Source organism: Marisediminicola sp. UYEF4 (genome assembly GCF_040546025.1).
Classification (GTDB): domain Bacteria; phylum Actinomycetota; class Actinomycetes; order Actinomycetales; family Microbacteriaceae; genus Marisediminicola.
Window position 1 is genome coordinate 69,161 of record NZ_JBEPNA010000012.1, and the last position, 23,458, is coordinate 92,618.

19 protein-coding genes are annotated in these 23,458 nt (G+C 65.1%); 15 read left to right on the forward strand and 4 right to left on the reverse strand.

The window, feature by feature from the left end; all coding sequences use genetic code 11:
- The first annotated feature begins 55 nt into the window (after positions 1–55).
- Complete coding sequence (locus tag ABIB15_RS11385) at positions 56–868, forward strand: ParA family protein (protein ID WP_354478471.1); 813 nt, start codon at positions 56–58, stop codon at positions 866–868.
- Positions 869–892: 24 nt separating this feature from the next.
- Here ABIB15_RS11385 and ABIB15_RS11390 read toward each other — a convergent pair whose 3' ends face one another.
- The 4 genes from ABIB15_RS11390 to ABIB15_RS11405 form a co-directional block, all read right to left on the reverse strand.
- Positions 893–1,441 carry a MerR family transcriptional regulator gene (locus ABIB15_RS11390; RefSeq protein WP_354478474.1) on the reverse strand — a complete coding sequence of 183 codons (549 nt, stop codon included), beginning with the start codon at positions 1,439–1,441 and terminating at the stop codon, positions 893–895.
- A gap of 144 nt (positions 1,442–1,585) precedes the next feature.
- Positions 1,586–2,257: a transcriptional regulator FtsR gene (ftsR, locus tag ABIB15_RS11395; RefSeq protein ID WP_354478477.1), complete on the reverse strand. Its 672-nt coding sequence runs from the start codon at positions 2,255–2,257 to the stop codon at positions 1,586–1,588.
- Positions 2,258–2,283: 26 nt separating this feature from the next.
- Positions 2,284–2,760, reverse strand: coding sequence for an FHA domain-containing protein (locus ABIB15_RS11400; RefSeq protein WP_354478480.1), 477 nt, complete (start codon positions 2,758–2,760; stop codon positions 2,284–2,286).
- A gap of 11 nt (positions 2,761–2,771) precedes the next feature.
- Positions 2,772–3,389: a CDP-alcohol phosphatidyltransferase family protein gene (locus ABIB15_RS11405; RefSeq protein WP_354478482.1), complete on the reverse strand. Its 618-nt coding sequence runs from the start codon at positions 3,387–3,389 to the stop codon at positions 2,772–2,774.
- Positions 3,390–3,474: 85 nt separating this feature from the next.
- Between ABIB15_RS11405 and ABIB15_RS11410 the strand changes: the two genes are divergently transcribed.
- From ABIB15_RS11410 to ABIB15_RS11475, 14 genes are all read left to right on the forward strand, one after another.
- Positions 3,475–4,113: a phosphoribosyltransferase gene (locus ABIB15_RS11410; RefSeq protein ID WP_354478484.1), complete on the forward strand. Its 639-nt coding sequence runs from the start codon at positions 3,475–3,477 to the stop codon at positions 4,111–4,113.
- 36 nt (positions 4,114–4,149) lie between these two features.
- Positions 4,150–4,593: a hypothetical protein gene (locus tag ABIB15_RS11415; RefSeq protein ID WP_354478487.1), complete on the forward strand. Its 444-nt coding sequence runs from the start codon at positions 4,150–4,152 to the stop codon at positions 4,591–4,593.
- A 572-nt stretch (positions 4,594–5,165) separates the two neighbouring features.
- On the forward strand, positions 5,166–6,587 hold the full coding sequence (locus tag ABIB15_RS11420; protein WP_354478490.1) for a sugar transferase: 1,422 nt from the start codon (positions 5,166–5,168) through the stop codon (positions 6,585–6,587).
- A 59-nt stretch (positions 6,588–6,646) separates the two neighbouring features.
- Positions 6,647–12,718, forward strand: a complete 6,072-nt coding sequence (locus ABIB15_RS11425) for a DUF4082 domain-containing protein (RefSeq protein ID WP_354478493.1) — start codon at positions 6,647–6,649, stop codon at positions 12,716–12,718.
- A 29-nt stretch (positions 12,719–12,747) separates the two neighbouring features.
- Positions 12,748–13,812, forward strand: coding sequence for a Gfo/Idh/MocA family protein (locus tag ABIB15_RS11430; RefSeq protein ID WP_354478495.1), 1,065 nt, complete (start codon positions 12,748–12,750; stop codon positions 13,810–13,812).
- Positions 13,809–14,831, forward strand: a complete 1,023-nt coding sequence (locus ABIB15_RS11435; protein ID WP_354478498.1) for a dTDP-glucose 4,6-dehydratase — start codon at positions 13,809–13,811, stop codon at positions 14,829–14,831. The genes ABIB15_RS11430 and ABIB15_RS11435 overlap by 4 nt, the downstream gene beginning before the upstream one ends.
- A complete protein-coding gene (locus ABIB15_RS11440; protein WP_354478501.1) occupies positions 14,831–15,982 on the forward strand; it encodes a DegT/DnrJ/EryC1/StrS family aminotransferase in 1,152 nt (383 codons plus the stop codon). Before ABIB15_RS11435 ends, ABIB15_RS11440 begins: the two co-directional genes overlap by 1 nt.
- Complete coding sequence (locus tag ABIB15_RS11445) at positions 15,975–16,625, forward strand: NeuD/PglB/VioB family sugar acetyltransferase (RefSeq protein ID WP_354478503.1); 651 nt, start codon at positions 15,975–15,977, stop codon at positions 16,623–16,625. The genes ABIB15_RS11440 and ABIB15_RS11445 overlap by 8 nt, the downstream gene beginning before the upstream one ends.
- Positions 16,626–16,654: 29 nt before the next feature.
- Positions 16,655–17,854 (forward strand): glycosyltransferase, encoded by a 1,200-nt coding sequence (locus ABIB15_RS11450; RefSeq protein ID WP_354478533.1) that lies wholly within the window; start codon positions 16,655–16,657, stop codon positions 17,852–17,854.
- Positions 17,838–19,310: an oligosaccharide flippase family protein gene (locus ABIB15_RS11455; RefSeq protein WP_354478506.1), complete on the forward strand. Its 1,473-nt coding sequence runs from the start codon at positions 17,838–17,840 to the stop codon at positions 19,308–19,310. The genes ABIB15_RS11450 and ABIB15_RS11455 overlap by 17 nt, the downstream gene beginning before the upstream one ends.
- Positions 19,311–19,356: 46 nt before the next feature.
- Entirely contained in the window at positions 19,357–20,463 is a 1,107-nt protein-coding gene (locus ABIB15_RS11460) for a DegT/DnrJ/EryC1/StrS family aminotransferase (RefSeq protein ID WP_354478536.1), read from the forward strand.
- On the forward strand, positions 20,460–21,566 hold the full coding sequence (locus ABIB15_RS11465) for a glycosyltransferase family 2 protein (protein WP_354478509.1): 1,107 nt from the start codon (positions 20,460–20,462) through the stop codon (positions 21,564–21,566). The genes ABIB15_RS11460 and ABIB15_RS11465 overlap by 4 nt, the downstream gene beginning before the upstream one ends.
- 7 nt (positions 21,567–21,573) lie before the next feature.
- A complete protein-coding gene (locus ABIB15_RS11470) occupies positions 21,574–22,803 on the forward strand; it encodes a rhamnosyltransferase WsaF family glycosyltransferase (RefSeq protein ID WP_354478511.1) in 1,230 nt (409 codons plus the stop codon).
- Positions 22,800–23,456 (forward strand): GumC domain-containing protein, encoded by a 657-nt coding sequence (locus ABIB15_RS11475; RefSeq protein ID WP_354478514.1) that lies wholly within the window; start codon positions 22,800–22,802, stop codon positions 23,454–23,456. Before ABIB15_RS11470 ends, ABIB15_RS11475 begins: the two co-directional genes overlap by 4 nt.
- Positions 23,457–23,458: the final 2 nt, after the last annotated feature.

The window sequence follows — 23,458 nt, forward strand, 5'->3', positions numbered from 1 at the left end:
CATCGATGATCGACGTTTAGGTGCTTTCAGACTAGTGAAGGTATCGTTTCGTGTTGTGCATGTACTCAGCGTGAGCTCCCTCAAGGGAGGAGTGGGAAAGACCACTGTGACCCTCGGGCTTGCCTCGGCGGCCTTCGCGAAGGGACTCCGCACGCTCGTCGTGGACCTCGATCCACAGTCGGATGTCTCGACCGGCATGGACATCAATGTCGCCGGTCACCTCAACGTCGCCGACGTTCTCGCCTCGCCGAAGGAGAAGATCGTGCGGTCCGCGATCGCTCCGAGCGGGTGGACGCGCGGTCGGCCGGGCAAGATCGACGTCATGATCGGAAGCCCGTCGTCGATCAACTTCGACGGCCCGCATCCGAGCATCCGTGAGATCTGGAAGCTCGAGGAGGCGCTCGCCAACGTCGAGTCCGACTATGATCTCGTTCTCATCGACTGCCCGCCGTCACTCAACGCACTGACCCGCACCGCCTGGGCCGCAAGTGACCGGGTCGCCGTCGTCACCGAGCCCGGCCTGTTCTCCGTCGCCGCAGCCGATCGTGCGCTGCGTGCAATCGAGGAGATCCGCCGCGGCCTCTCCCCCCGGCTCCAGCCGCTCGGCATCATCGTGAACCGCGCCCGCGTCCAGTCGCTCGAGCATCAGTTCCGGATCAAGGAACTGCGCGACATGTTCGGCCCGCTCGTGCTGAGCCCGCAGCTGCCGGAGCGCACGTCGCTTCAGCAGGCACAGGGCGCGGCCAAGCCGCTGCACATGTGGCCGGGCGAGAGCGCCCAGGAGATGGCGCGCAACTTCGACCAGTTGCTGCTTCGCGTGATGCGCACCGCGAAGATGGAAGACCCCGCCGGAGTCGCTGTCCCGTAATTGTCTGCGCTCAGCTGGCGCAGGTCAGCTGGCCCGGTGCGCGCGGCGTGCGGCGAGTTCGTCGTTCGCATCGGGCTGCTGAGCATCGAGCTCGACGAGGCTGTTCTCGACCTCGCGAAGGACCTTTCCGACGGCGATGCCGAAAACACCCTGGCCACGGCTGACGAGGTCGATGACCTCATCGTCGGAGGTACACAGGTACACGCTCGCGCCGTCGCTCATAAGCGTCGTCTGGGCCAGGTCGTTCACGCCCGCCTCGCGAAGCTGGTTCACGGCCGTACGGATCTGCTGCAGGGAGATTCCGGTGTCGAGGAGTCGCTTGACGAGCTTGAGCACAAGGATGTCGCGAAAACCGTAGAGGCGCTGGGAGCCGGAGCCGGCCGCGCCGCGCACCGTGGGTTCGACGAGCTCGGTGCGCGCCCAATAGTCGAGCTGGCGGTAGCTGATGCCCGCCGCACGGGCCGCGACTGCACCGCGATATCCAGAGCTGGCGTCGAGATCGGGAAGACCGTCCGTGAACAGGAGCCCGAGATCGTAGCGAGAATCTTCGCTCCGGCTGCTGACTTCACTCATGCGATTGCCTTCTGCCCTTCGGCATGCTTGCGACGTGCTGTGCCAGCCGAATTGCTAGCAGATTCCACGCTACCGAGCCTCACCCGCTCGGGCAACGACATTCGATGAAAACCCTCGGCGTGTCGACCGGAGGGCTCGTTCAGTCTAGCGATCGAGACGCCCGAGGGCCGAGCGAATGAGACTGGAACGCACGATCTCGAGCTGTCCGGCGATCTCGCGCGCGAGCTCCAACGCTTTGGCCTGGCTCGACGCGTCTTTGCGGCGCGTGACTGGCATCAGCGCGTTCTCGATCAGTCCGAGCTCACGCTCCGCGGCAGCCCGGAAGGTACGCAGGTGCCTCGGCTCGATACCGGACTTCTGCAGTTCGACGAGCGACCTGAGCACGGCCACCACGTCGTCGCCGTAGAACTCGGCCGGCACGATGAGCGACGACGACACCGCGTCATTGAGCAGCTGCGGTGTCGCTCCGGCCTCCCGGATGAGCGCATCGCGGCCCAGGCGCCGCTGGGTCGAGAGCATCGACGGCGCCGTGACCGCTCCACCGGGAAGTTCGGGCTCGCGACCGGCGTCGAGGTCGTCGAGGTACCCCTTGATGACCTTGAGCGGAAGGTAGTGCTCCCGCTGCATCGTGAGCACGAACCGGAGCCTGTCGAGGTCGGACGGCGAGAACTTGCGGTAACCGGACTCGGTGCGGGCCGGGCAGATGAGCTTGCGTTCCTCGAGGAAGCGCAGCTTCGACGGGGTGAGGTCGGGAAAGTCGACCGTCAATCGAGCGAGCACCTGCCCGATGCTCAGCAGGGTAGTCGGGCCGGGCATTCGAGCCTGGCCCGCGGGTACCGCCACTACTTGCTCGCCAGGTGGGCCAGGTCGACGCGAGACGCGTAGAAAGTGAGACGGAACTTGCCGATCTGCACCTCCGCGCCATCCTTGAGCACTGCGGAGTCGATGCTCGCACCATCGAGGTAGGTGCCATTGAGCGAACCGAGGTCCTTGATCTCAAATGACGTCCCGCGGCGCAGAAATTCGGTGTGGCGCCGCGACACGGTGACGTCGTCGAGGAAGATGTCGGCGTTGGAATGCCGGCCGACCGTCGTGATGTCCGAGTCGAGCAGGAATCGGGCGCCCGCGTTGGGGCCCCGGCGCACGACGAGCAGCGCCGATCCGGAGGGCAGCGCGGCGATCGCCTCCTGCTCTTCGGCTGATACTTCACCGCCAAGGGCCGCGAGCTGCGCCGCGAACTCGTTGGTGAAGTGGATCGTCGTGTCTGTCTCGCGAGGCGCGTTCTCGTCGGCCTTGCCATCGTGCTCCAAATAGGCCACCGTGAACCTCCCTAATGACCCAGCGTATCTGATGCCGGGGGCTCCGCTGGCAGCGGAATCCGCACGACCCGGACGGATTCCCGAAGATAGATAATCCCGGCCCACCAGTAAAGGAACGCGCCCCAGATCGCAAAGGCCCACCCGATGGGATCGGTCACGAACCCGACGGCGGGGAACGCCTGTCCGATCATGATGATCGGCAGGGCATAGAAGAGGCAGAATGTGGCCACCTTGCCGAGGTGGTGAACCGGCAACGGACCGTACCCATGGTTGGCCAGGACGACCCCGACGGCGAGCAGGACGACGTCGCGGCCGACGATCGCGAGCACGAGCCACCAGGGCACGATCTGTTGGATCGCGAGCCCGATCAGCGTGGCAAAGATGAACAGCCGGTCCGCCGCTGGGTCGAGCAGCTGCCCCAGCCGCGAAATCTGGTTGAACCGTCTCGCGATGAGCCCATCGAGGAAGTCGGTGACGCTGGACACCACGAGCGTGACCAGGGCGAGCACGTAGTCCCCGCCGATCAACAGCACGAGGAACACCGGGACGAGAGCGAGGCGCACGAAACTCAGGCAGTTCGGGAGAGTGAATATCCGGGAACTGACTTCGGTTCGGTTTACGTCATCCACGGGGCGAGTCTACCGACCGTCGCAACCCCGTGCCCCGCTCAATCGACCCTCCTACGATGAGGTCCAAACCGATCGGAAGTTGCTCATGTTGTTTCTCAATCGGGCCGATGCCGGTCGCCGGCTGGCGACGCGCCTGACAGGGTTCGCGGGGCCGGACACGATCGTGCTCGGCCTGCCCCGCGGGGGCGTCCCCGTCGCCCTCGAGGTCGCTCGAGCGCTCGGCGCACCTCTCGATGTGGTGGTCGTCCGCAAGCTCGGCTCGCCGCTCAATCCGGAGTACGCGCTGGGCGCGATCGGCGCGGGCGGGGTGCGCGTCGTCGACACGGACGCGATGCGGGCCCTCGGTGTCACCGCCCGCGAGATCGACAGCACCGAGGTGCGCGAACGTGCGGAGCTGGAGCGGCGCACAGTGCGCTTCCGCGGCACCCGTGCCGAGCTTGACCTTGCCGGAAAGACGGCGATCGTCGTCGACGACGGGATCGCGACCGGGTCGACGGCACGGGCGGCCTGCCTGATCGTGCGGGAGATGGGTGCGAGCCGCATCGTGCTGGCCGTTCCGGTGGCGCCGCGCGACTGGATCGCACGGATCGGCGGTGCCGCCGATGAGTTCGTCTGCCTCGAGACGCCGGCCCACTTCTTCGCCGTCGGGCAGTGGTACGCCGATTTCACCCAGACCACCGACGAGGAGGTCTCGGCCGCCCTCGCCACCACGCGCGTCACCTGACGGCTCTGACGCCGCCTCTCGGCTAGCGTTCTCGTCATGTCCTGCATCCGCTTCTCGACCCCGGCCCAGATGAAGCAGCTTCGCGAGGTGGCACCCAGCACGCTCACCCGGGAGCAGGCGGCATCGCTGCATCCGGCACCGGCCGTGACCGACAGCAAGATCAGGCGGCTGCGTCTCTTGGCCCGGGACTCGAACCCGAAGATTCGGGAGAGCGTCGCGAGCAGCTACAACGCGCCCGCGGATGTGCTGGCGGCGCTGGCCCGCGACGCGGACGAGGGCGTGCGCGCCTGTCTTGCGCGTAATGAGCATGCCCCCGTTGACATCCTCCGCGGGTTGTGGGACGACGAATCCGAATCAGTGCGGGGCTGGGTTGCAATTAATGCCCGAACTCCCTCCGATGTACTGTCAGCGCTTGAACTGGACAGCAGCGAGCGCGTTCGCGCGTTACTCAGGTGGCGACCGGGCGTCAAGCGAATGTGAGGTTCCACGTCCGGGTTCCGAACGTGGAAAATGTACCCCAGAAGAGGGGCGCGAGATTGCCGACCCGTGATCTAGGATCAGACCACACGGCTAGCTCGCAGGAATACCCGCCTCGTTCTCGGCCGCAAATACCAGATATGCCGCACTGACGTAGTACCTAGCAAACTCAATCCCCCCGAAAAAGTTCCTCGAGCTGCACCAGGCTCAGACGCGACGTTGCCATCAACTCCACCCAGGTTGCTGCAATTTGAGATGCCTGAGCACCCTGTGCAAACCGAGGCCCCTACCTGTTACCCGAATGGCAGGCTTCACGTGACACACCACTGTGCGCTCCCCCGCGCCATCCCGACACGCTGTTTTTGGTGTCCATCGCCGGCAAGCCAAGTTCGTCGCGCGCCCGGAATTTCCACCCGGGCATACGAGGTGAACCGGTGACCGAGGCACATCGCACGTCGACCGATGGCAGCAGACTTTCCCGTGATCGGCGTCCCCCTCTTCACATCGTCGAGCCGCCCGTTGATTCTCGCCCGAGTCGATCGACGACGTCAGCGTCGGCGTCGGCGTCGAGCAACGTGCCGGCGTGGGCTCGCCGTTACCGCGCACGGCTCGCCGCCACCGACTCCGTGATCATCGTCGGCGCCGTGATGCTGGCCTTCGTGAGCAGGTTTTGGTGGGGAGAGTCGGCCGCGAGCTTCGCAGCAATCGCCGCCGACTATTGGATTGTCGCGCTGACAATCATCGGCTCGTGGATTATCAGCCTCAGCGCGTACCACTCTCGTGATGCTCGGGTGGTGGGAATCGGTCTCGACGAGTATCGCCGCGTCGTCAACGCGAGCGTCGTCACTTTCGGCCTGTTGGCGATAATATTCCTCATGTTCAAGGTGGACATTGCTCGCGGGTTCTTCGTCCTTGCTCTCCCATTAGGGATTGCGGGTCTCGCTCTGAATCGCATGCTCTGGCGCAAATGGCTCACCCGCCAACGGCGAGAGGGGATGTACCTTCACCGAGCAATCGTGGTTGGCGACGAGGCGGACGTCGAATATGTCATTAAACAGATCGACAAGCGTGGAGTATCTCTCTACCACGTCATCGGCGCGGCACTCACCGGATCGACCGAGGGGTCGATCACCGTCAATCGCCATCAACTCCCGATTGTCTCTTCACTGTCCGATGTCGCAGAGGCGGCCTCCTGCCTCGGCGTGGACGCGGTCATCGTCGCGGGCAATCCAGGCAACGGGGCAACCTACATTCGCGATCTTGGGTGGGACCTCGAGGGATCGCCCACCGAGCTGGTCGTCGCATCCCAGTTGACCAACGTCGCGGGCCCGCGCATTCACTTCCGCCCCGTCGAGGGGCTTCCCCTGATGCACGTGGAATTGCCGCAGTTCGGCGGCGGACGTCACCTTCTCAAGCGGGCCGTCGACGTGATCGCCTCTGGCCTTGCTCTGATTCTCCTGATGCCGCTGCTGCTCGTTATCGCGTGGCTCGTGCACCGCGATAGCAGTGGCCCCGTCCTGTTCCGGCAGCAGCGCATCGGGCGTGGTGGTCAGCCGTTCCACATGCTGAAATTCCGGTCCATGGTCGCAACGGCCGAGGATGATTTGGCGGGGCTGCTCGACAAGAATCAGGGCGCCGGGGCGCTCTTCAAGATGAAGAACGACCCTCGCGTCACCCGCGTTGGCGAATTCCTTCGCAAGTACTCGCTCGACGAGTTGCCCCAATTGTGGAACATCTTGGTCGGCGACATGAGTCTCGTCGGTCCCCGCCCACCGCTCGAGCGGGAGGTAGCCACCTACGAGAACCACGTGCACCGCCGGCTTTACATCAAGCCCGGGCTCACTGGCATGTGGCAGGTCAACGGACGCTCGGACCTGGACTGGGACGAGAGCGTGCGCCTCGACCTGTACTACGTCGAAAACTGGTCGCTTGCCGGCGACCTGGTCATCATGTGGCGCACCCTCAAGGTGATCCGCGGCGCTGTCGGCGCCTACTAACTACCAAAGGTCGGGCTGAGCGCGTGGATGCAACAAGAAGAATGTCGAATCGATTGAGGATGCGGGTCGCGACAGCGACAGTGGCGGTGTTCGCCCTCCTGGGGTCCGTGTTCGCGTTCGGCACCGTGGCCAGCGCAGTCGGCCACTGTGGGCCGGACGCGACCGTCATCGCGTGCGAGAACAGCAAGCCCGGCACGAGCCCCAATGTGTGGGACATCGACGGCGCCGGCGACTCGTCGATCCAGGGGTTCGCGACCGACATCAGTGTCAATGTCGGCAGCCGCATCGACTTCAAGATCGACACGAATGCCTCGTCGTACACCATCGACATCTACCGGACCGGGTACTACCAAGGCCTCGGTGCCCGCTTCATCACCGCCGTCACCCCGTCCGTTCCCCTTCCACAGAACCAGCCCGAGTGCCTCACGGAGGCCGCTACCGCCCTCTACGACTGCGGCACATGGCGTGTGTCTGCCTCGTGGAACGTTCCCTCCGATGCGGTCTCCGGTGTCTACATCGCCCTGCTCAGCCGCGGCGGTGGGGCCGCCAGGAGCCACATCACCTTTGTCGTGCGTGACGATTCGAGTACCTCCGACATCCTCTTCCAGACGTCGGACCCGACGTGGCAGGCGTACAACTCCTACGGCGGGGCAAGCACCTACGGCGGCGGGCAGAACGGACGTGCCTACAAGGTCAGCTACAACCGGCCCTTCGCCACGCGGTCCGGGCTGACCGCACGCGACTTCTACTTCAGCGGCGAGTACGCCATGGTTCGATTCATCGAACGCAACGGTTACGACGTCAGTTACGCGAGCGGAATCGACACCGACCGCAACGGTGCGAACCTGCTCAAACACAGAGTCTTTCTCTCCGTTGGACACGACGAGTACTGGTCCGGTGCGCAGCGGGCCAACATGGAGGCCGCCCGCGACGCCGGCGTCAACCTTCAGTTCCTCACCGGCAACGAGGGCTACTGGCGAATGCGCTACGAACCGTCGCCGTCGGAGGGCACCGCGTACCGCACTCTCGTCACCTATAAGGAAACGTTGAGCAATGCGAAGATTGACCCCTCGCCCGAGTGGACCGGCACTTCGCGGGACCCGCGCTTCGCCCCCCAGTCGGCCGGCGCGGGCCGGCCCGAGAACAATCTCACCGGCACCATGTACATGGTGAACTCTGTGGATCTGCCGGTGACGGTGTCGTCCGCCGAGGGAAAGACTCGGCTCTGGCGCAACACCTCCCTCACCTCCCTCGCTACCGGCACCAAAGCCGAACTGGCTCGCTCCACGGTCGGATACGAGTCGAACGAAGACATCGATAACGGCTTCCGACCCGAGGGTTTGATCCGACTGTCGACAACGACGGGCTACGCCCCGGAATATCTCCAGGACTACGGATCGATCGTTCGCCCGGGCACGACCACGCACAACACGACCCTGTATCGAGCCCGGAGCGGCGCGCTCGTGTTCTCCACGGGCAGCATCCAGTGGTCGTGGGGCCTCGACCAGACGCACGACGGGGATGGTGCGCCCGCCGACAGCCGGATGCAGCAGGCCCAGGTGAACCTGTTCGCCGATATGGGCGCCCAGCCCAGCACTCTCATGAGTGGGCTCGTCGCTACGCAGGCCAGCTCGGACCGCACACCCCCCACGGTGTCCATCACCTCGCCGGCCCAGAACTCCACGATCTCGAACGGATCGCTCGTCACTGTCTCGGGCACCGCGGCTGACGTGGGCGGCGTAGTGGCCGGAGTCGAGGTCTCCACCGATGGCGGGGCACGTTGGCACCCGGCCCAGGGCACCACAAACTGGAGCTACAGTTACGGTCAGCGCGGCAGCGGAACACAATCGATACGCGTGCGCGCAATTGACGACAGCGCCAACTATCCCTCCACCCCCGCATCCGTCGTCCTGTCTGTGCCCGGCCCGTACAGCGCGTTCGGGAACGACGTTCCCAAGGTGGTGGACTCCGGCGACGGAGCCGCCGTCGAGCTGGGGCTTCGTTTCAGCCCGGAGGTCGGCGGGTTCGTCACCGGAGTGCGGTTCTACAAGAGCGCCGCGAACCTCGGCGTTCACACGGGCTCACTGTGGAGCTCAGCGGGAACGCGCCTCGCCACCGTGACGTTCTCCGGAGAGACCGCAGCCGGCTGGCAGACGGCGAAGTTCTCGTCGGCCGTGGCTGTCGCTGCTGGCCAGACGTATGTCGTCTCGTACACCGCGCCCCGAGGACGCTACTCACTCGAGAGGTACTACTGGCCCTACTCGGCAACCACTACTTCCCCGCTCTCCGTCACAAAACCGTTCGGGCAGCCGTTGCCCGGTGTGTACGGAACGGCGGGACAGTTCCCGAGCGAATCGTTTGAGAACTCGAACTACTTCGTCGACGCGCTCTTCGACTCGGTCGACACCACACCGCTGGCAGCGACCACGCAGTGGCCACAACCGGGTATGAAAGACGTGCCGGTGAACACCGACGTAAGCGCGGCGTTCTCCAGCCCGGTCGTGGCCAACTCGGTCACCGCGACCGTTGCCAACCCGGCGGGCACAAACGTGGTCGGCACCACCAGCTACAACGCCACTACCCGCACCGTGCAGTTCACCCCGAGCGCAGCGTTGGCGGGGAACACGACCTACACGGTCACTCTCGACGCCGTCGCGTCGACCGGCGGCTCTCTCGTCACGGGCCGGACCTGGTCGTTCACAACGGTCGACACCCGCGCCGTCGGCGACTGCCCCTGCAGCCTGTTCCCCGGAGCGGTTCCCACAGTGCTTGAAACCGCTGACCCCGGACCGGTGACGCTCGGCGTGCGATTCACCGCTCTATCCACCGGCACAATCACGGGGATGAAGTTCTACAAGGGCCTGAGCAATACCGGCACCCACACGGGAACGCTGTGGACCGCGTCTGGTCAGTCGCTCGGCACCGCCACGTTCTCTAACGAGTCAGCGTCGGGGTGGCAGTTCGTCAACTTCGCCCAGCCGATCGCGGTTCAGGCCGGTAGCGACTATGTCGCCTCTTATCGCGCCAACGTTGGCGCGTACTCCTCGACGGTCGGAGCTTTCACCGGTGCCGGCTTCGAGCGGGGACCACTCGCGGTCGGAACTTCGGCAGGGCTGTACACCTACGGCAACGGCGTCCCCACCTCCACATCGACGACGAACTACTTCGTCGATGTGGTCTTCGCCTCCTCGGGCACGCCGACTCCGTTGAGCGTTGTCTCGAGCAGTCCGACTGCGGGGCAGACCGAAGTCCCGCAGTCGGCTGTTGTCTCCGCCGTTCTGTCCGCGGCGCCTTCGGAACCGCCGACGCTCACGGTCTCGTCGTCGGCCGGGCCGGTGATCGGCACGGTGGGCTGGAACGCGACGACACGCACGATCACCTTCACTCCCAGCTCTCCCCTCGCCGCCTCGACGCCATATACGGCGCAGGTTGCGGTCGCTGGGACGCCCGTGACGGGCGGCAGCTTCTCGTTCACAACGGCGGCCACCACCACGACGACCGGTCAATTCACCCTGCTCGGAGACCAGGCGCCAACGACGGCCGCCTCGACCGATCCCGACGCGGTCGAGCTGGGCATGGCGTTCACCGTGTCCCAGCCTGGGACGGTGACCGGCATCCGCTTCTTCAAGGGCACCGGCAACTCGGGCACCCACCGCGGCACTCTCTGGTCGTCGGCCGGCCAGAACCTCGCTTCGGTGACCTTCACCAACGAGACGGCCACGGGTTGGCAAACCGCGAACCTGCAATCCCCCGTCACTCTGACCGTCGGCCAGCGATATGTCGTCTCCTACCTCGCTCCGAACGGCCGATACGCGCTCACGAGCAACTACTTCAACACCCCGCGCACCAACGGCCCGATCACCGCCGACACGACTTCAAACGGTCGCTACCGCTATGGCTCGACAGGCGGATTCCCCACCGCATCGTGGAACGCGTCGAACTACTTCGTCGATATCGTCTTCGTGACCGGCGGCACGGTGGAACCGGTACCGGTTTCTGTCACTTCGACCAGTCCGACCGCAGGGCAGACCAACGTCACACCCTCCATCACGGTGTCCGCGGGGCTGTCGGCCGACAGCGCAACCGGAACTCCAGCCCTCGCCCTCACCAGCGCCGCGGGAGGCGTGGCGGGTGTCTCGACCTATAACGCCCAGACGCGGACCGTGAGCTTCACCCCGAACGCGGTACTGGCTTGGTCCACTCAATACACGGCAGCGGTGACGATCGGTGGATCAGCGGTCGCTGGCGGAAACTGGTCGTTCACCACCGCAGCGGCCCCGGTCTCGGGCGGGGAGGTATTCACGCTCCTGGGGACCCAGACCCCGCAGGTTGCCGCGGAAGCCGACACCAGCGCGGTCGAACTGGGCATGGCATTCACTGTCTCCCAGGCTGGTCAGGCGACCGGCGTGCGCTTCTACAAAGGCTCAGGAAACGGCGGCACGCACGTCGGATCCCTGTGGTCTGCCACAGGGCAGCGTCTTGCCTCCGTGACCTTCACCGGCGAGACGGCGACCGGATGGCAGAGTGCGTCCTTCGCGTCCCCCGTCAACCTGGCGGCTGGATCACGATATGTCGTTTCCTACCTTGCACCCCAGGGGCGATACGCGGCGACGGCCAATTACTTCACCACGCAGCGAACCAGTGGCCCGCTTACCGCGGATACAACGAACAACGGGCGCTACCTGTACGGCTCGGCCGGCGGGTACCCGACCGGGACCTGGAATGCGACGAACTACTTCGTGGATGTGACCTTCACGACGACAACCTCTACGCCGACCGCCGTGACCGTGACCTCGACGACACCCGCGAGCGGAGCGACCGGTGTCGCCCCGACCACAACCGTGACCGCGCAACTCGCGAACGTCGGCACCAGAACGCCAACACTCGCACTCGCCGGTCCCTCCGGCGCGGTCGCGGGAGCAACAAACTGGAACGCCACGGCAGGCACCCTCACCTTCACCCCAAGCACGGCCCTCACCGCGAGCACCACCTACACGGCCACGGTGTCCATCGATGGCACCGTGCTCGCCGGCAGCGCCTGGAGCTTCACGACCGCCGCGGCCACACCGACCGCCGTAACCGTGACCTCGACGACACCCGCGAGCGGAGCGACCGGTGTCGCCCCGACCACAACCGTGACCGCGCAACTCGCGAACGTCGGCACCAGAACGCCAACACTCGCACTCGCCGGTCCCTCCGGCGCGGTCGCGGGAGCAACAAACTGGAACGCCACGGCAGGCACCCTCACCTTCACCCCAAGCACGGCCCTCACCGCGAGCACCACCTACACGGCCACCGTGTCCATCGATGGCACCGTGCTCGCCGGCAGCGCCTGGAGCTTCACGACCGCCGCGGCCACACCGACCGCCGTAACCGTGACCTCGACGACACCCGCGAGCGGAGCGACCGGTGTCGCCCCGACCACAACCGTGACCGCGCAACTCGCGAACGTCGGCACCAGAACGCCAACACTCGCACTCGCCGGTCCCTCCGGCGCGGTCGCGGGAGCAACAAACTGGAACGCCACGGCAGGCACCCTCACCTTCACCCCAAGCACGCCGCTGGCGTGGAGCGCCTCCTACACGGCGGCAATTCTGATCGACGGGACCGCGCTCACCGGAGGAGGGTGGTCGTTCACGACCGCGGCGGTGCCACCGACCGTCGCGGTGACGACGATCTTCCCCGAGAACAGCACGCCAGTGAACGCGAACTGGGACGACCCGAACGCGGTGCAGGTCGGCACACGATTCCAAACGTCGGTCGCCGGAACCATCACCGGCATCCGGTATTACAAAGGCGCGCTGAACACGGGTACCCACACGGGCTACCTGTGGAACGCCGCTGGACAGCGCCTCGCTCAGATCTCCTTCACCAACGAGACGGCAAGCGGGTGGCAGGTGGCCATGCTGAGCACGGCCGTCGCGATCGTGCCCGGGGTCGAATATCGGGTGAGCCTGCACTCGACAACAGGCCGGTACGCCGTCGACCTGAACGGTCTTTCCGCAACGATCTCAAGCGGCCCGCTGACCACCTTTGCCCCTGGTGGTGCCTACACCTACAGCACCAACTATCCCGGCACGGTGACCACCCACAACTTCTGGGTCGACGCTTTGTTTGCTGCCAATCCTTGAGTAACGTTTCTTGTACATCTGGGGGATCCATGACGAAAAAACTGAATGTTGCCGTGGTCGGGGCCGGGTATTGGGGCCCCAATCTCGCGCGAAACTTCCGCAGCAGCCGGGAGTGGGATCTCGCCGCTGTGTGCGATCTCGATCGAGATCGCGCGCAGCGGGTCTCTGACCTGGTCGGCGGCGTCGCCGTCGTGACGAGCCTCGACGATGTGCTCGCGGACCCGAGCATCGACGCCGTCGCGGTCGCGACCCCGGCGAATACCCATCATGCGATCGTGCTCGCGGCCCTGAGAGCAGGCAAACACGTCGTGGTCGAAAAGCCACTTGCTCCCTCCCGCACCGAGGGCGCCGAAATGGTGGCGGTGGCGGCAGAGCTCGGCCTCGTACTGATGACCGACCACACCTATTGCTACACCCCCGCAGTGATGAAGATCCAGGAACTCATCGCGGACGATGCGCTTGGTGAGGTCCTGTTTATCGACTCCGTGCGGATCAACCTCGGACTGATCCAGCCGGACGTCGATGTCTTCTGGGACCTCGCCCCACACGACCTCTCGATCATCGACTTCATCCTGCCAGGCGGGCTCGCCCCCGAGACCGTGTCTGCTCAGGGGGCCGACCCGCTCCGCACCGGCAAATCCTGCATCGGGTATCTCTCAATGCCGATCGGCGACGGAGCCATCGCCCACGTGCACGTGAACTGGCTCAGCCCCACCAAGATCCGACAAATGGTCGTCGGAGGCACGAAGCGCACGCTCGTCTGGGACGATCTCAACCCGCAGCAGCGCTTGAGCGTCTATGACCGCGGCGTGGAAATCAGCCGCGAATCGTTGTCGAGCGCCGAACGCGCCGCCGCATCGGTCTCCTACCGGCTGGGCGACACCTGGTCGCCCGCGCTCCCGGAGACTGAGGCTCTTTCGTCAATGGCTACCGAATTCGCGCACGCGATCGCCGAGCACAGGACTCCGCGTACCGACGGCTCGGCGGGCCTGCGTGTGCTGTCCGTGCTCGATGCCGCGACCCGCAGCCTTGCGAATGCCGGAACTGCATCGGTAGTCCACTCCGAACTGAACGCCCTGGAGGTAGCTTCATGACATCGATTTCCGGATCCCGCATTCTCGTGACCGGTGGCGCCGGTTTCATCGGAAGCCACTTGGTCGACACCCTGCTCGCCCGAGGCGCCGCCGAAGTGCGTGTGCTCGACAACCTGACCAACGGCACGGAGGACAACCTCGCTCATCTCCACGGCGAGGCGAGATTCTCCCTCACTGTCGGAGACATCCGCAGTGCCGACGCGCGCGCGGCCGCCATGAACGGCGCCGAGGTCGTCTACCACCTCGCATGCCTGGGAGTTCGCCACAGCCTGCACGACCCGTTCGAGAACCACCGCGTCAATGCCGAGGGTTCGCTGCAGATGCTCGAAGAGGCACGCGAGCGAGGTGTTGGGCGCTTTGTTTACGTGAGTACGAGTGAGGTCTTCGGCACCGCCCAGTACGCTCCGATGGACGAACGCCACCCTACGTGGCCGGAGACCGTCTATGGCGGAGGCAAGCTCGCCGGGGAGGCCTACGCGCGGGCATACTTCCGCACCTACGGCATGGACACCGTCGTGGTCAGGCCGTTCAACACATACGGTCCTCGTAGCCACTTCGAGGGCGACAGCGGCGAAATTCTGCCGCGGACGATCGTTCGGATGCTCTCGGGTCAGAGGCCCGTAATCTACGGAGACGGAGAACAGACACGCGACTTCATGCACGTGTCCGACACCGCCACGGCGCTCGCACTGTTCGGGGACGCCGACGGGGTCAGCGGCGAGACCTTCAATCTGGGTTCGGGCACCGAGATCTCGATGAACGAGCTCTGCACGGTCGTCGCCGACACGGTGGGACGGCCCGATCTCACCGCCGAGCACCTCGAGGCGCGGCCCGGTGACGTGCGTCGACTCATCGGGGATCCGTCCCACACCCACGAGCTGACCGGATTCGCTCCGCGGATCAGCTTTGCCGAGGGCATCACGGAGCTCACACAGTGGTTCCGTGAACGTCAACATGAGTCGCCCGAGATGATCGACCAGGTTGAAGTCCGTAATTGGCTGCCGGCGGGTGTGAACTAATGGGTCGCGTCAACGTCATGATCCCGTGGCTCGGTGACGAGGAAATCGAAGCCGTCGCCTCGGTTATCCGCTCCGGCTGGGTCGCGCAAGGGCCGCGCGTCGCTGCCTTCGAAGAGGCCTTCGCCACGGCGATGGATGCGGCCCATGCGGTCGCCACGTCCAACTGCACGACAGCGCTGCACCTCGCGCTGGTTGTTTCCGGGGTAGAACAGGGCGACGAAGTAGTCGTTCCGTCGTTCTCGTTCATCGCCACCGCGAACGCGCCGACCTATGTCGGCGCCATTCCCGTGTTTGCCGACGTTGAGGCGGCAACCGGCAACGTCACAGCGGAGACAATCGCCGCTGCTCTCACCGACCGCACCCGCGCCGTCATCGTCGTCGACCAGGGTGGGACCCCCGTCGACCTCGACCCCATCCGCGCGTTGTGCGATCCTCGCGGCATCACCGTGATCGAGGATGCCGCATGCGGCGCAGGATCACGCTACAAGGGTCGCCCTGTCGGTGCGGGAGCGGAACTCACCGCGTGGTCATTCCACCCTCGCAAGGTGTTGACCACGGGCGAGGGCGGAATGCTCACCACGAGCCGGCCTGAGTGGGCTGCCCGGGCGCGACGGCTCCGTGAACACTCAATGAGCGTGTCAGCAGCGGACCGCCACAGCGAGCTGGTGTCCGCGCCCGAGGTGTATGAAGAGGTCGGCTTCAACTACCGGATGACCGACCTGCAGGCCGCGGTCGGAATCGTGCAACTCGGCAAGCTCCCCGCGATGGTGGAACGGCGCCGTGAGATCGCGTCCGCGTACGCCGCGGCGATCACCACGATTCCCGGACTGCGCTTGCTCACCGACCCGGCTCACGGGACGTGCAATTTCCAGTCGCTGTGGGTGGAAATCGGAAACGAGTACCCGCTCAACCGCGAGGAGCTCCTTCTCAAGCTTGCCGACGAGGGAATCTCTGCGCGTCGAGGAATCATGGCGGCCCATCGCCAGCCCCCTTATGCGGGTGGCGTGTCGATCCGGGGTCCGCTTCCGGTGACCGAGCGGTTGACCGAACAGACCCTCATCCTGCCGGTCTACCACCAGCTCAGCGAGGAGGATCAGCGCTCGGTCATTGATGTCCTGCTCGCACCAGCCGCGGTTCCGGCAAATGGCTGACCTGATTCTCGTCGCGGCAAGCGGGCTGGCGCGCGAAGTACTTGCGGTCATCCGCTCGGCGGGCCACGACCGCGTAATCGGCTTCGTCGACGACGACGAGGCGAAGTGGGGAACCACGCTCAGCGGTCTGCCGATCTTCGGCGGCATTCATGCGGCCGAAGATTTTTCTGGTGCCCAGTTGGTTCTGTGCGCGGGCAAGGGTATCCACCGTGAGGGCATTGCGCGTCGACTGGGTGCCCTCGGCTATCGGGATGACGACTACGCGACAGTCGTACATGAGTCGGTTGAGGTCCCTCCGACCTGCTCAGTGGAGCACGGGAGCATCCTTCTCGCTGGGGTAGTCCTTACGACAGACGTCACCGTTGCCAGACACGTTGTCGCCATGCCGCACGTCACGCTCACGCACGACAACGTGATCGGATCCTTCGTCACGCTGTGCGCTGGGACGACCTTGGGAGGGGGCGTCACCGTGGGTGAACGCGCCTACCTCGGGATGAGCTCGAGTGTTCGCGAGGGTGTGCACATCGGTGCCGACGCCGTGCTGGGAATGGGTGCCGTCCTGACACGCGACATGCCGTCTGCCCAGACATGGTACGGCGTGCCGGCTCGGCCAGACTTCGCGACCTCCGAGATTCCGCGATGAAGGTACTTGTGTATCCCCACATGATGGAGATGGGCGGGAGTCAGATGAACGCCCTGGAACTCGCCCGCCAGATGGGTGATCAAGGGCATGAATTGGTCGTGTTTGCGCCGGACGGGGAGCTCGTCGAACTAGCGAGTGCCTGGGGCTTGGAGGTCGCTCGCGCCCCTGTCGCCCACTCATGGCCATCGATGCGGAATATGGTCGCGCTTGACCGCCTCGTCCGGGAGCGTGCCATCGATGTCGCGCACGCCTACGAGTGGGGGCCCGCGGTCGAACTCGCCTTCGGCTCCCACCTGCTACGACGCACCCCACTGGTGGTGTCGGTCATGTCGATGGACGTTCCCGCCCATATTCCGACCCACCTCCCGCTCATCCTCGGTACACGGAACCTGATCGCGACTCAGATCGGGTTGCGCCCCGATCTCCAACTCATCGAGCCCCCGGTGGACACGACGACAAATTCACCGACGGATGCTGTGACGTCGCGAGGTCGATGGAGATTCCGCACTGACGAAATTGTCATCTCTGTCGTCTGTCGTCTGGTGACGGAACACGAGAAGGTGCAGGGTGTTCTGGCCGCGATCGATACCGTCGATACGCTCGCGGACAGTCACCCCGTCCGGCTTCTCATAGTGGGCGACGGGGAGGGACTCGAGCAGGTCCGCGCCCGCGCGAATGCGGTCAACTCACGACGCGGAGCTGAGACCGTGATCGTCACCGGGCGTCTGCTCGACCCGCGGGAGGCCTACGACGCGGCGGACATCATGTTCGGCATGGGTGGGTCCGCTATCAAGTCGATTGCTTTTGGTAAGCCACTCGTCGTCCAAGGCAGTGGTGGGTTCTGGCGCCTGCTGGACGAGAGCTCGCTCCCGATATTCCTTGAGCAGGGCTGGTTCGGTCACGGCGGGGGTGGAACGTCAGATCTGATCCGCGAACTCCGTAAGCTGCTCGACAACGAGGACCACCGAAGCCGTCTCGGGGCGCTCGGCCGTTCTATCGCCGTCGAACGATTCAGCCTCCTCAGCGCGTCGTCACGTCTCGAGGAGATCTATCGAACCGCCGTGGACGCACCGACGGTAGCGGCAGCCAAGTCCTTGTCTCTCGGGCAATCCGCGATTGAACTCGCAAAGTACAAGACCGTCATGGGCTCGCGCAGGGTGCGCACCTCCATGCTCAGGAGGAAGTCGACCGCGCCACCGGCCGGGGGCCATCATGAAGACCGACGGTGAAGAGCTGCACGGCACGGTACGTCGAGGGGTGATGTGGAGCTCCGGGAGCAATCTGCTGTTGAGGCTCGGTGGCGTGCTTGTCGGAATCGTGCTCGCGAGGCTGCTCACACCTGAGCAGTTCGGCGTGTACGCCGTCGCGCTGACCGTACAAGGCGTTCTCATGGCCGTCGCCGACTTCGGGTTGAGCGCAGACCTCATCCGAGCGCGCAACCCGGCGCCCAGGGCGCCGACTGTGGCCTCGCTCGGCCTGGTCACCGGAACCATACTCACGCTCTCGATGGCATTCAGCGCACCCGCCGTCGCTACCGCACTCGGAAGCCCGTCCGCGGCTCCCGCGATCAGCGTGCTCGCGACAACCCTCCTCCTGGCGGGTGCGGGCGTCGTCCCATTTGCGATGCTTCAGCGACGATTTGACCAAAAAACCCTATTCCTGATCGGGATCATCGACTTTGTGGTCAGCACGACGATAACGCTGCTCCTTGTGGCCGCGGGCTGGGGGGTCATGGCCCTCGCCGTTGGTCGGGTCGTCGCTCAGGTGGGGTCACTGATTCTTCAGTTTGCTCTCTCAGGCGAGCGCCCGCGGTACGGCTTCAACCGCGCGGAGATCGGCTCGATCCTCCGATTCGGTGTGCCCGTCTCTGCCGCCAATGTGCTGTCCTGGGCGCTTCTGGGAATCGACAAAGTCGTCATCGCGATCCTACTTGGCCCGGTCGCGCTGGGGCTCTACGTGTTGGCATTCAACATCTCCGCATGGCCGATGACAGCCGTCGGGCAGGTGGTACGGTCCGTCGCGATGCCGATGTTCGCGCGAACTTTGCACCTGCCTCGCGATCACAGCCTCGGCGGCGCCGTTGCCCTCACGTGGGCGCTCTCGCTGCCAATCGCGGCCGGACTTGCAACGCTAGCTGGCCCCCTGGTCAACGTCGTCTATGGGGAGCGTTGGGCGGCGGCGGCCACTGTGCTCGCCGTCCTCGCGCTATTCGGTGCACTGAGGGCGACCTTCGACGTCTTCGTCGCCTATCTGCTTGCCCATGGAGCCTCGGGCGCGATCGTGGTCGTGCAGGTGCTCTGGATCGTGGCGCTGCTGCCCACAATGTACTTCGGAACCACGTGGTTTGGGATAGTCGGCGCGGGAGTCGCGCACGTTGTCGTATCGATCTTCATTGTCGCGCCTGCCTACCTCATCGTGCTCCGGCGGGTGGGCGCGCGCCTCCCGTCGATCGGTTCTGCGATCTGGCCGCCCATTTTGATGGTGCTACCCGCCGTGGGGGGCGCGATCCTAGTGTCAGCGCTGATTGCCGAACAATGGATCGTCCTCGTCGTCGGAGGAGCATTCGGCGCCGCTGCCTATGCACTTCTGAGCTATCGCTGGATCCGGCGACGGCTGAAGCGCATGCGTGACACCGAGACGGCCAGCGATTCGCATCTCGGCAGCGAGGACGTCGTGAACACATGACAAGCTGGCAAATGAACAAGGGGAATGCCTGATGCGATCAGCAACGATGAGTGTGCCACTAGTCGATCTGGGTGTCCAGCATCGTCAAATCGCCGACGTCGTCAGCGCGGGAATCAGCGCGGTAATGGTCCACCAAGGTTTCATACTCGGACCAGAAGTCGAACAATTTGAGCGGGATTTCGCCGACTACTGCGGGGTGCAGCACGCCCTCGGGGTCGGCAACGGCACCGACGCTCTCGAACTCGCTCTCCGCGCCGCAGGAATCGGACGCGGCGACGAAGTCATCGTGCCCGCAAACACCTACGTCGCTACGGCGGAGGCCGTCATGCGCGCCGGTGCCGAGATTGTCCTCGTCGACAACGATGACAACTACCTCATCGATCCCGACTCGGTAGCCGAACATCTCACATCCAAGACCCGCGCGATCATGGCCGTGCACCTCTACGGCCAGACAGCCCCCGTTGAGGTACTCCGGCAGATCGTCGGACCCGGCGTGATCATCGTGGAGGACGCGGCGCAGTCGCAGGGCGCACTGCGACAGGGCGCGCGGGCCGGATCGCTCGGGCATATCGCGGGCACCAGCTTCTACCCCGGCAAGAACCTCGGCGCCTATGGTGACGCCGGTGCCGTTATGACGAACGACTCGGAGTACGCCCACCACATCGCTCAGCTGCGCAACCACGGCGGCATCCGCCGCTATGAGCATGTCGAGATCGGCGTCAACTCCCGTATGGACAGCATCCAGGCCGTCGTGCTGTCGGCCAAGCTCGCACTTCTGGACGGCTGGAACAGTGAGCGAAGGGCAGCAGCGGCGCTCTACGACGAACTGCTCGCCGGTACCCCGCAGATCGTGACCCCAACCACGGCTGAAGGCAACGAACACGTATTCCACCTGTACGTAGTGCGGGCACCCGAACGTGACCGTGTCGTCGCTGGGCTCGTCTCGAGGGGCGTGGGGGCATCGGTGCACTATCCGGCTCCGATCCACCGACTTCCCGCGTTTCGGCACCTCGCGGGGATTGACGGATCGCTCCCCCGTGCCGAAGAATACTCAGACCAGATTCTGTCGCTTCCGATGTTCCCCGGGATCACGCCCGAACAGCAGGAATACGTCGCAGACTCAGTGAGATCGGTGGTGGGGGAATCAGCATGATGTCGCAAACGCTGTCTGCTCCGATTGTGCGACGCCTGCGAGGCGATCACATCAGCCAGAGCCCGCAGCGTCGCTCAACCGTCACAGTCATCATCCCCTGCTTCAATTACGCCCGGTTTCTACCCGGTGCGATCGCGAGCGCGCTCGACCAGCGCGATATCGACATTGACGTTATCGTCGTCGACGACTCCTCAACCGACGGTTCCCTGGCCGTGGCCCGGCGCATCGCGCGGGATGATGCCCGGGTGCAAGTCATCGCCCACGCACACAATCTCGGCCCGGTTGCCGCGTTCAACGACGGCCTCGCCATGGCTAGCGGGGAGTTTCTCATCCGCCTCGACGCCGACGACCTCCTGACGCCGGGGTCTGTCGCACGATCGGTGGCCCTCGCCGAGAAGCATCCGCAAGTCGGCATGGTTTATGGCTACCCGGTCCACTTCAGCGGGAGTGCTCCAGCGTCACACCGTGACCGCGCGAAATTCTGGGACATCTGGTCCGGAGCGAGCTGGCTCGAGCGACGCTGCCAGCTGGGCGTCAATTGCATCACCTCCCCCGAGGTTCTCATGCGCGCAAGCGTTGTCGACAGGGTCGGGGGCCAGCGGGCGCTGGCACACACCCACGACATGGAGATGTGGTTTCGCCTCGCACGCGACTCGGATGTCGGCTGGGTCGGCGGCTGCGACCAAGCCCTGCATCGGGACCACCCGGACAGCCTCTCAGCCAGGCAGGTGGACGTCATGACTGATTTTCACGAGCGTGTGGATGCCTTCCGGCTTCTCTTCGAGGACGGCATGGGGGACGTGTCGGAGAACGCCCGCCTCTTTCGTTTGGCACGGATGGCTCTCGCTAACGAGGCGCTCTCCCGCACGGTATCGGCGTACGCCAAGGGGCGCGGCGCCACACCTGAGTCGGAGGGATACCTGTCGTTCGCCCGCGGGCTCGGAGTCGACTTGGGCGGACTCCGCGCGGCGACCAGTTTCGCCCGAGCCGAGCGCCTCGGGCCCGTCCGGTCGCGGCGCTCTCCCCAGCTGTTGGGCTGGGCTGCGTTGTACAGGGTGACTCGCGAACTGGGTGCGCCTGTTCGTCGATCGAGGGGAATCTGATCCACCCATGCCACTTTTGAGCAATGCCAGCAAGGTCGTGCGAGCTTTTCGACAGCACGGGATATCTGGAGTCGCCGAGAAGCTCACCCGACGCGCCAACGAGCGCTGGGGTGCGCTCGGCGAACCGCTCCACCTCCTCTCGGATGACGTCGTCGATTCCTCCTCCCTGGGGAGTCCGCCGCCAGCCGCCCCGAAGCCCTTCGGCGACAAACTGACGATCGGCTGGGTGATCACGCCGCCGGGACCGGCGTCGGGAGGACACACCACCATCTTTCGGTTCGTCGAGGCACTGGAATCGGCAGGGCACACCTGCGTGCTCTTCGTCTACGACGGGCAAGGCGGCGACGCGCGCCAGTACGAGAGCGTGATTCGCACTTGGTGGCCAAAGGTCAGAGCCGATGTGCGGACTGTACGAAACGGGATGCGGGGCATGGATGCCTATGTGGCAACCGCCTGGATGACCGCTCACGTGCTTGCACGCCATGCGAACCTCCCCGGAGAGCGGTTTTACCTCATTCAGGACTTCGAGCCGTATTTCTACCCGCGCGGCTCCGCATACGAGCTGGCAGAAGACACCTACCGCTTCGGATTCCGTCCCATCACCGTCGGGCATATGGTCGCCGACGAGCTGCAGGCCCGATTCGGACTCGAGAGCATCGTCGCCGAGTTCGGTTGCGACACGGCCACTTACCGGGTGACGAACACCGGCGAGCGCCGAGGCGTCGTCTTCTACGCGAAGCCAGGGACCGCCCGTCGGGGCTACGAACTCGGAGTACTCGCCCTCGAACTACTGAACCGCGCACGACCCGAGATCGAGATTCACACCTTTGGGGTCGAGGCACGCCGACTCCCATTCGCCGCGACGATTCACTCACACGTGGAGCCGGACAAGCTCAACGACCTGTACAACCAGTGCGGAGCGGGCCTGGCGTTGTCATTCACCAATATCTCGCTCATCGCCAACGAGCTCCTTGCGGCGGGCGTCGTTCCCGTAGTGAACGACTGGACCGGGACTAGGGCGGACCTGGCCAACGCGCACGTCGCATGGACACGGCCGAACCCGCGGGCCATCGCCGGCGCTCTTGCGGAGGCTGTGGACCGACAGCACACGGTCGGGGCGGCCGCGCTCCGCTCCAGTCTCGGCCAGATTTCCTGGCGTCCGGCTCAGGCCGCCGTCGTCGAGGCGGTTCAATCCGCCTGCGCCACTCCTGCCACCCACGAATCGACGCATTCATGACTCTGACAAGCATCTGGGCCGTTATTTCCCGCTGGCGCTGGGTAGTCATTCCGGGAATCCTGGTCGCCCTCGTGGGCGGCGCTGCCGCATTCTGGTACACCCCGTACACTCAGACGGTCGAAGCCCGCTATCTGTTTCTCTCGCCGGTCGTCGACACTAAGGGTGTCGCCGGAAACCCGTTCTTGCAGCTCGGCAACGGCGTCGCCCAGACCGTGGATATTCTCGCGGTGTCTCTCACCGATGGCGCCACCGAACGAAAGTACACCGAGGACGCCCCCACCCTCGAGTACGGCGCCACCAGGGACCGGGCTATCACCGCTCCCTTGATGGTGATAACTGTCACCTATACCGATGCCAAGGTGGCGTATGACACGCTTGATTCGCTCGGCAAAGATATGACTCGGCGCCTCGTGGCACTGCAGCAGGACGCCGGCGCTCCGCGAGGCCAATGGGTGACCATCACCCCCATCTCGCGGGACCCCGAACCGGAAGTGGGCTTCGAGGACCCGATCCGCAACGCCGTGATCGTCTTCGGCGGGGTCATGGCCCTTCTCCTTGCGATCGTCGCGCTTGCCGATCGCAGACGGTCGACGCGAGAGGGGCTGGTGCCCATGGCTCGGCGTGATCGGACGCCTCGGGGCCAGAGTCGGTGACC

Bases quoted from the DNA above. Each gene is read 5' to 3' on its own strand.
- ABIB15_RS11430 (WP_354478495.1), top strand. From the start codon at position 12,748: ATGACGAAAAAACTGAATGTTGCCGTGGTCGGGGCCGGGTATTGGGGC.
- ABIB15_RS11470 (WP_354478511.1), top strand. From the start codon at position 21,574: ATGCCACTTTTGAGCAATGCCAGCAAGGTCGTGCGAGCTTTTCGACAG.
- ABIB15_RS11445 (WP_354478503.1), top strand. From the start codon at position 15,975: ATGGCTGACCTGATTCTCGTCGCGGCAAGCGGGCTGGCGCGCGAAGTA.
- ABIB15_RS11475 (WP_354478514.1), top strand. From the start codon at position 22,800: ATGACTCTGACAAGCATCTGGGCCGTTATTTCCCGCTGGCGCTGGGTA.
- ABIB15_RS11450 (WP_354478533.1), top strand. From the start codon at position 16,655: ATGGGCGGGAGTCAGATGAACGCCCTGGAACTCGCCCGCCAGATGGGT.
- ABIB15_RS11455 (WP_354478506.1), top strand. From the start codon at position 17,838: ATGAAGACCGACGGTGAAGAGCTGCACGGCACGGTACGTCGAGGGGTG.
- ABIB15_RS11415 (WP_354478487.1), top strand. From the start codon at position 4,150: ATGTCCTGCATCCGCTTCTCGACCCCGGCCCAGATGAAGCAGCTTCGC.
- ABIB15_RS11465 (WP_354478509.1), top strand. From the start codon at position 20,460: ATGATGTCGCAAACGCTGTCTGCTCCGATTGTGCGACGCCTGCGAGGC.
- ABIB15_RS11425 (WP_354478493.1), top strand. From the start codon at position 6,647: ATGCGGGTCGCGACAGCGACAGTGGCGGTGTTCGCCCTCCTGGGGTCC.
- ABIB15_RS11390 (WP_354478474.1), bottom strand. From the start codon at position 1,441: ATGAGTGAAGTCAGCAGCCGGAGCGAAGATTCTCGCTACGATCTCGGG.
- ABIB15_RS11460 (WP_354478536.1), top strand. From the start codon at position 19,357: ATGAGTGTGCCACTAGTCGATCTGGGTGTCCAGCATCGTCAAATCGCC.
- ABIB15_RS11435 (WP_354478498.1), top strand. From the start codon at position 13,809: ATGACATCGATTTCCGGATCCCGCATTCTCGTGACCGGTGGCGCCGGT.
- ABIB15_RS11410 (WP_354478484.1), top strand. From the start codon at position 3,475: ATGTTGTTTCTCAATCGGGCCGATGCCGGTCGCCGGCTGGCGACGCGC.
- ABIB15_RS11440 (WP_354478501.1), top strand. From the start codon at position 14,831: ATGGGTCGCGTCAACGTCATGATCCCGTGGCTCGGTGACGAGGAAATC.
- ftsR (WP_354478477.1), bottom strand. From the start codon at position 2,257: ATGCCCGGCCCGACTACCCTGCTGAGCATCGGGCAGGTGCTCGCTCGA.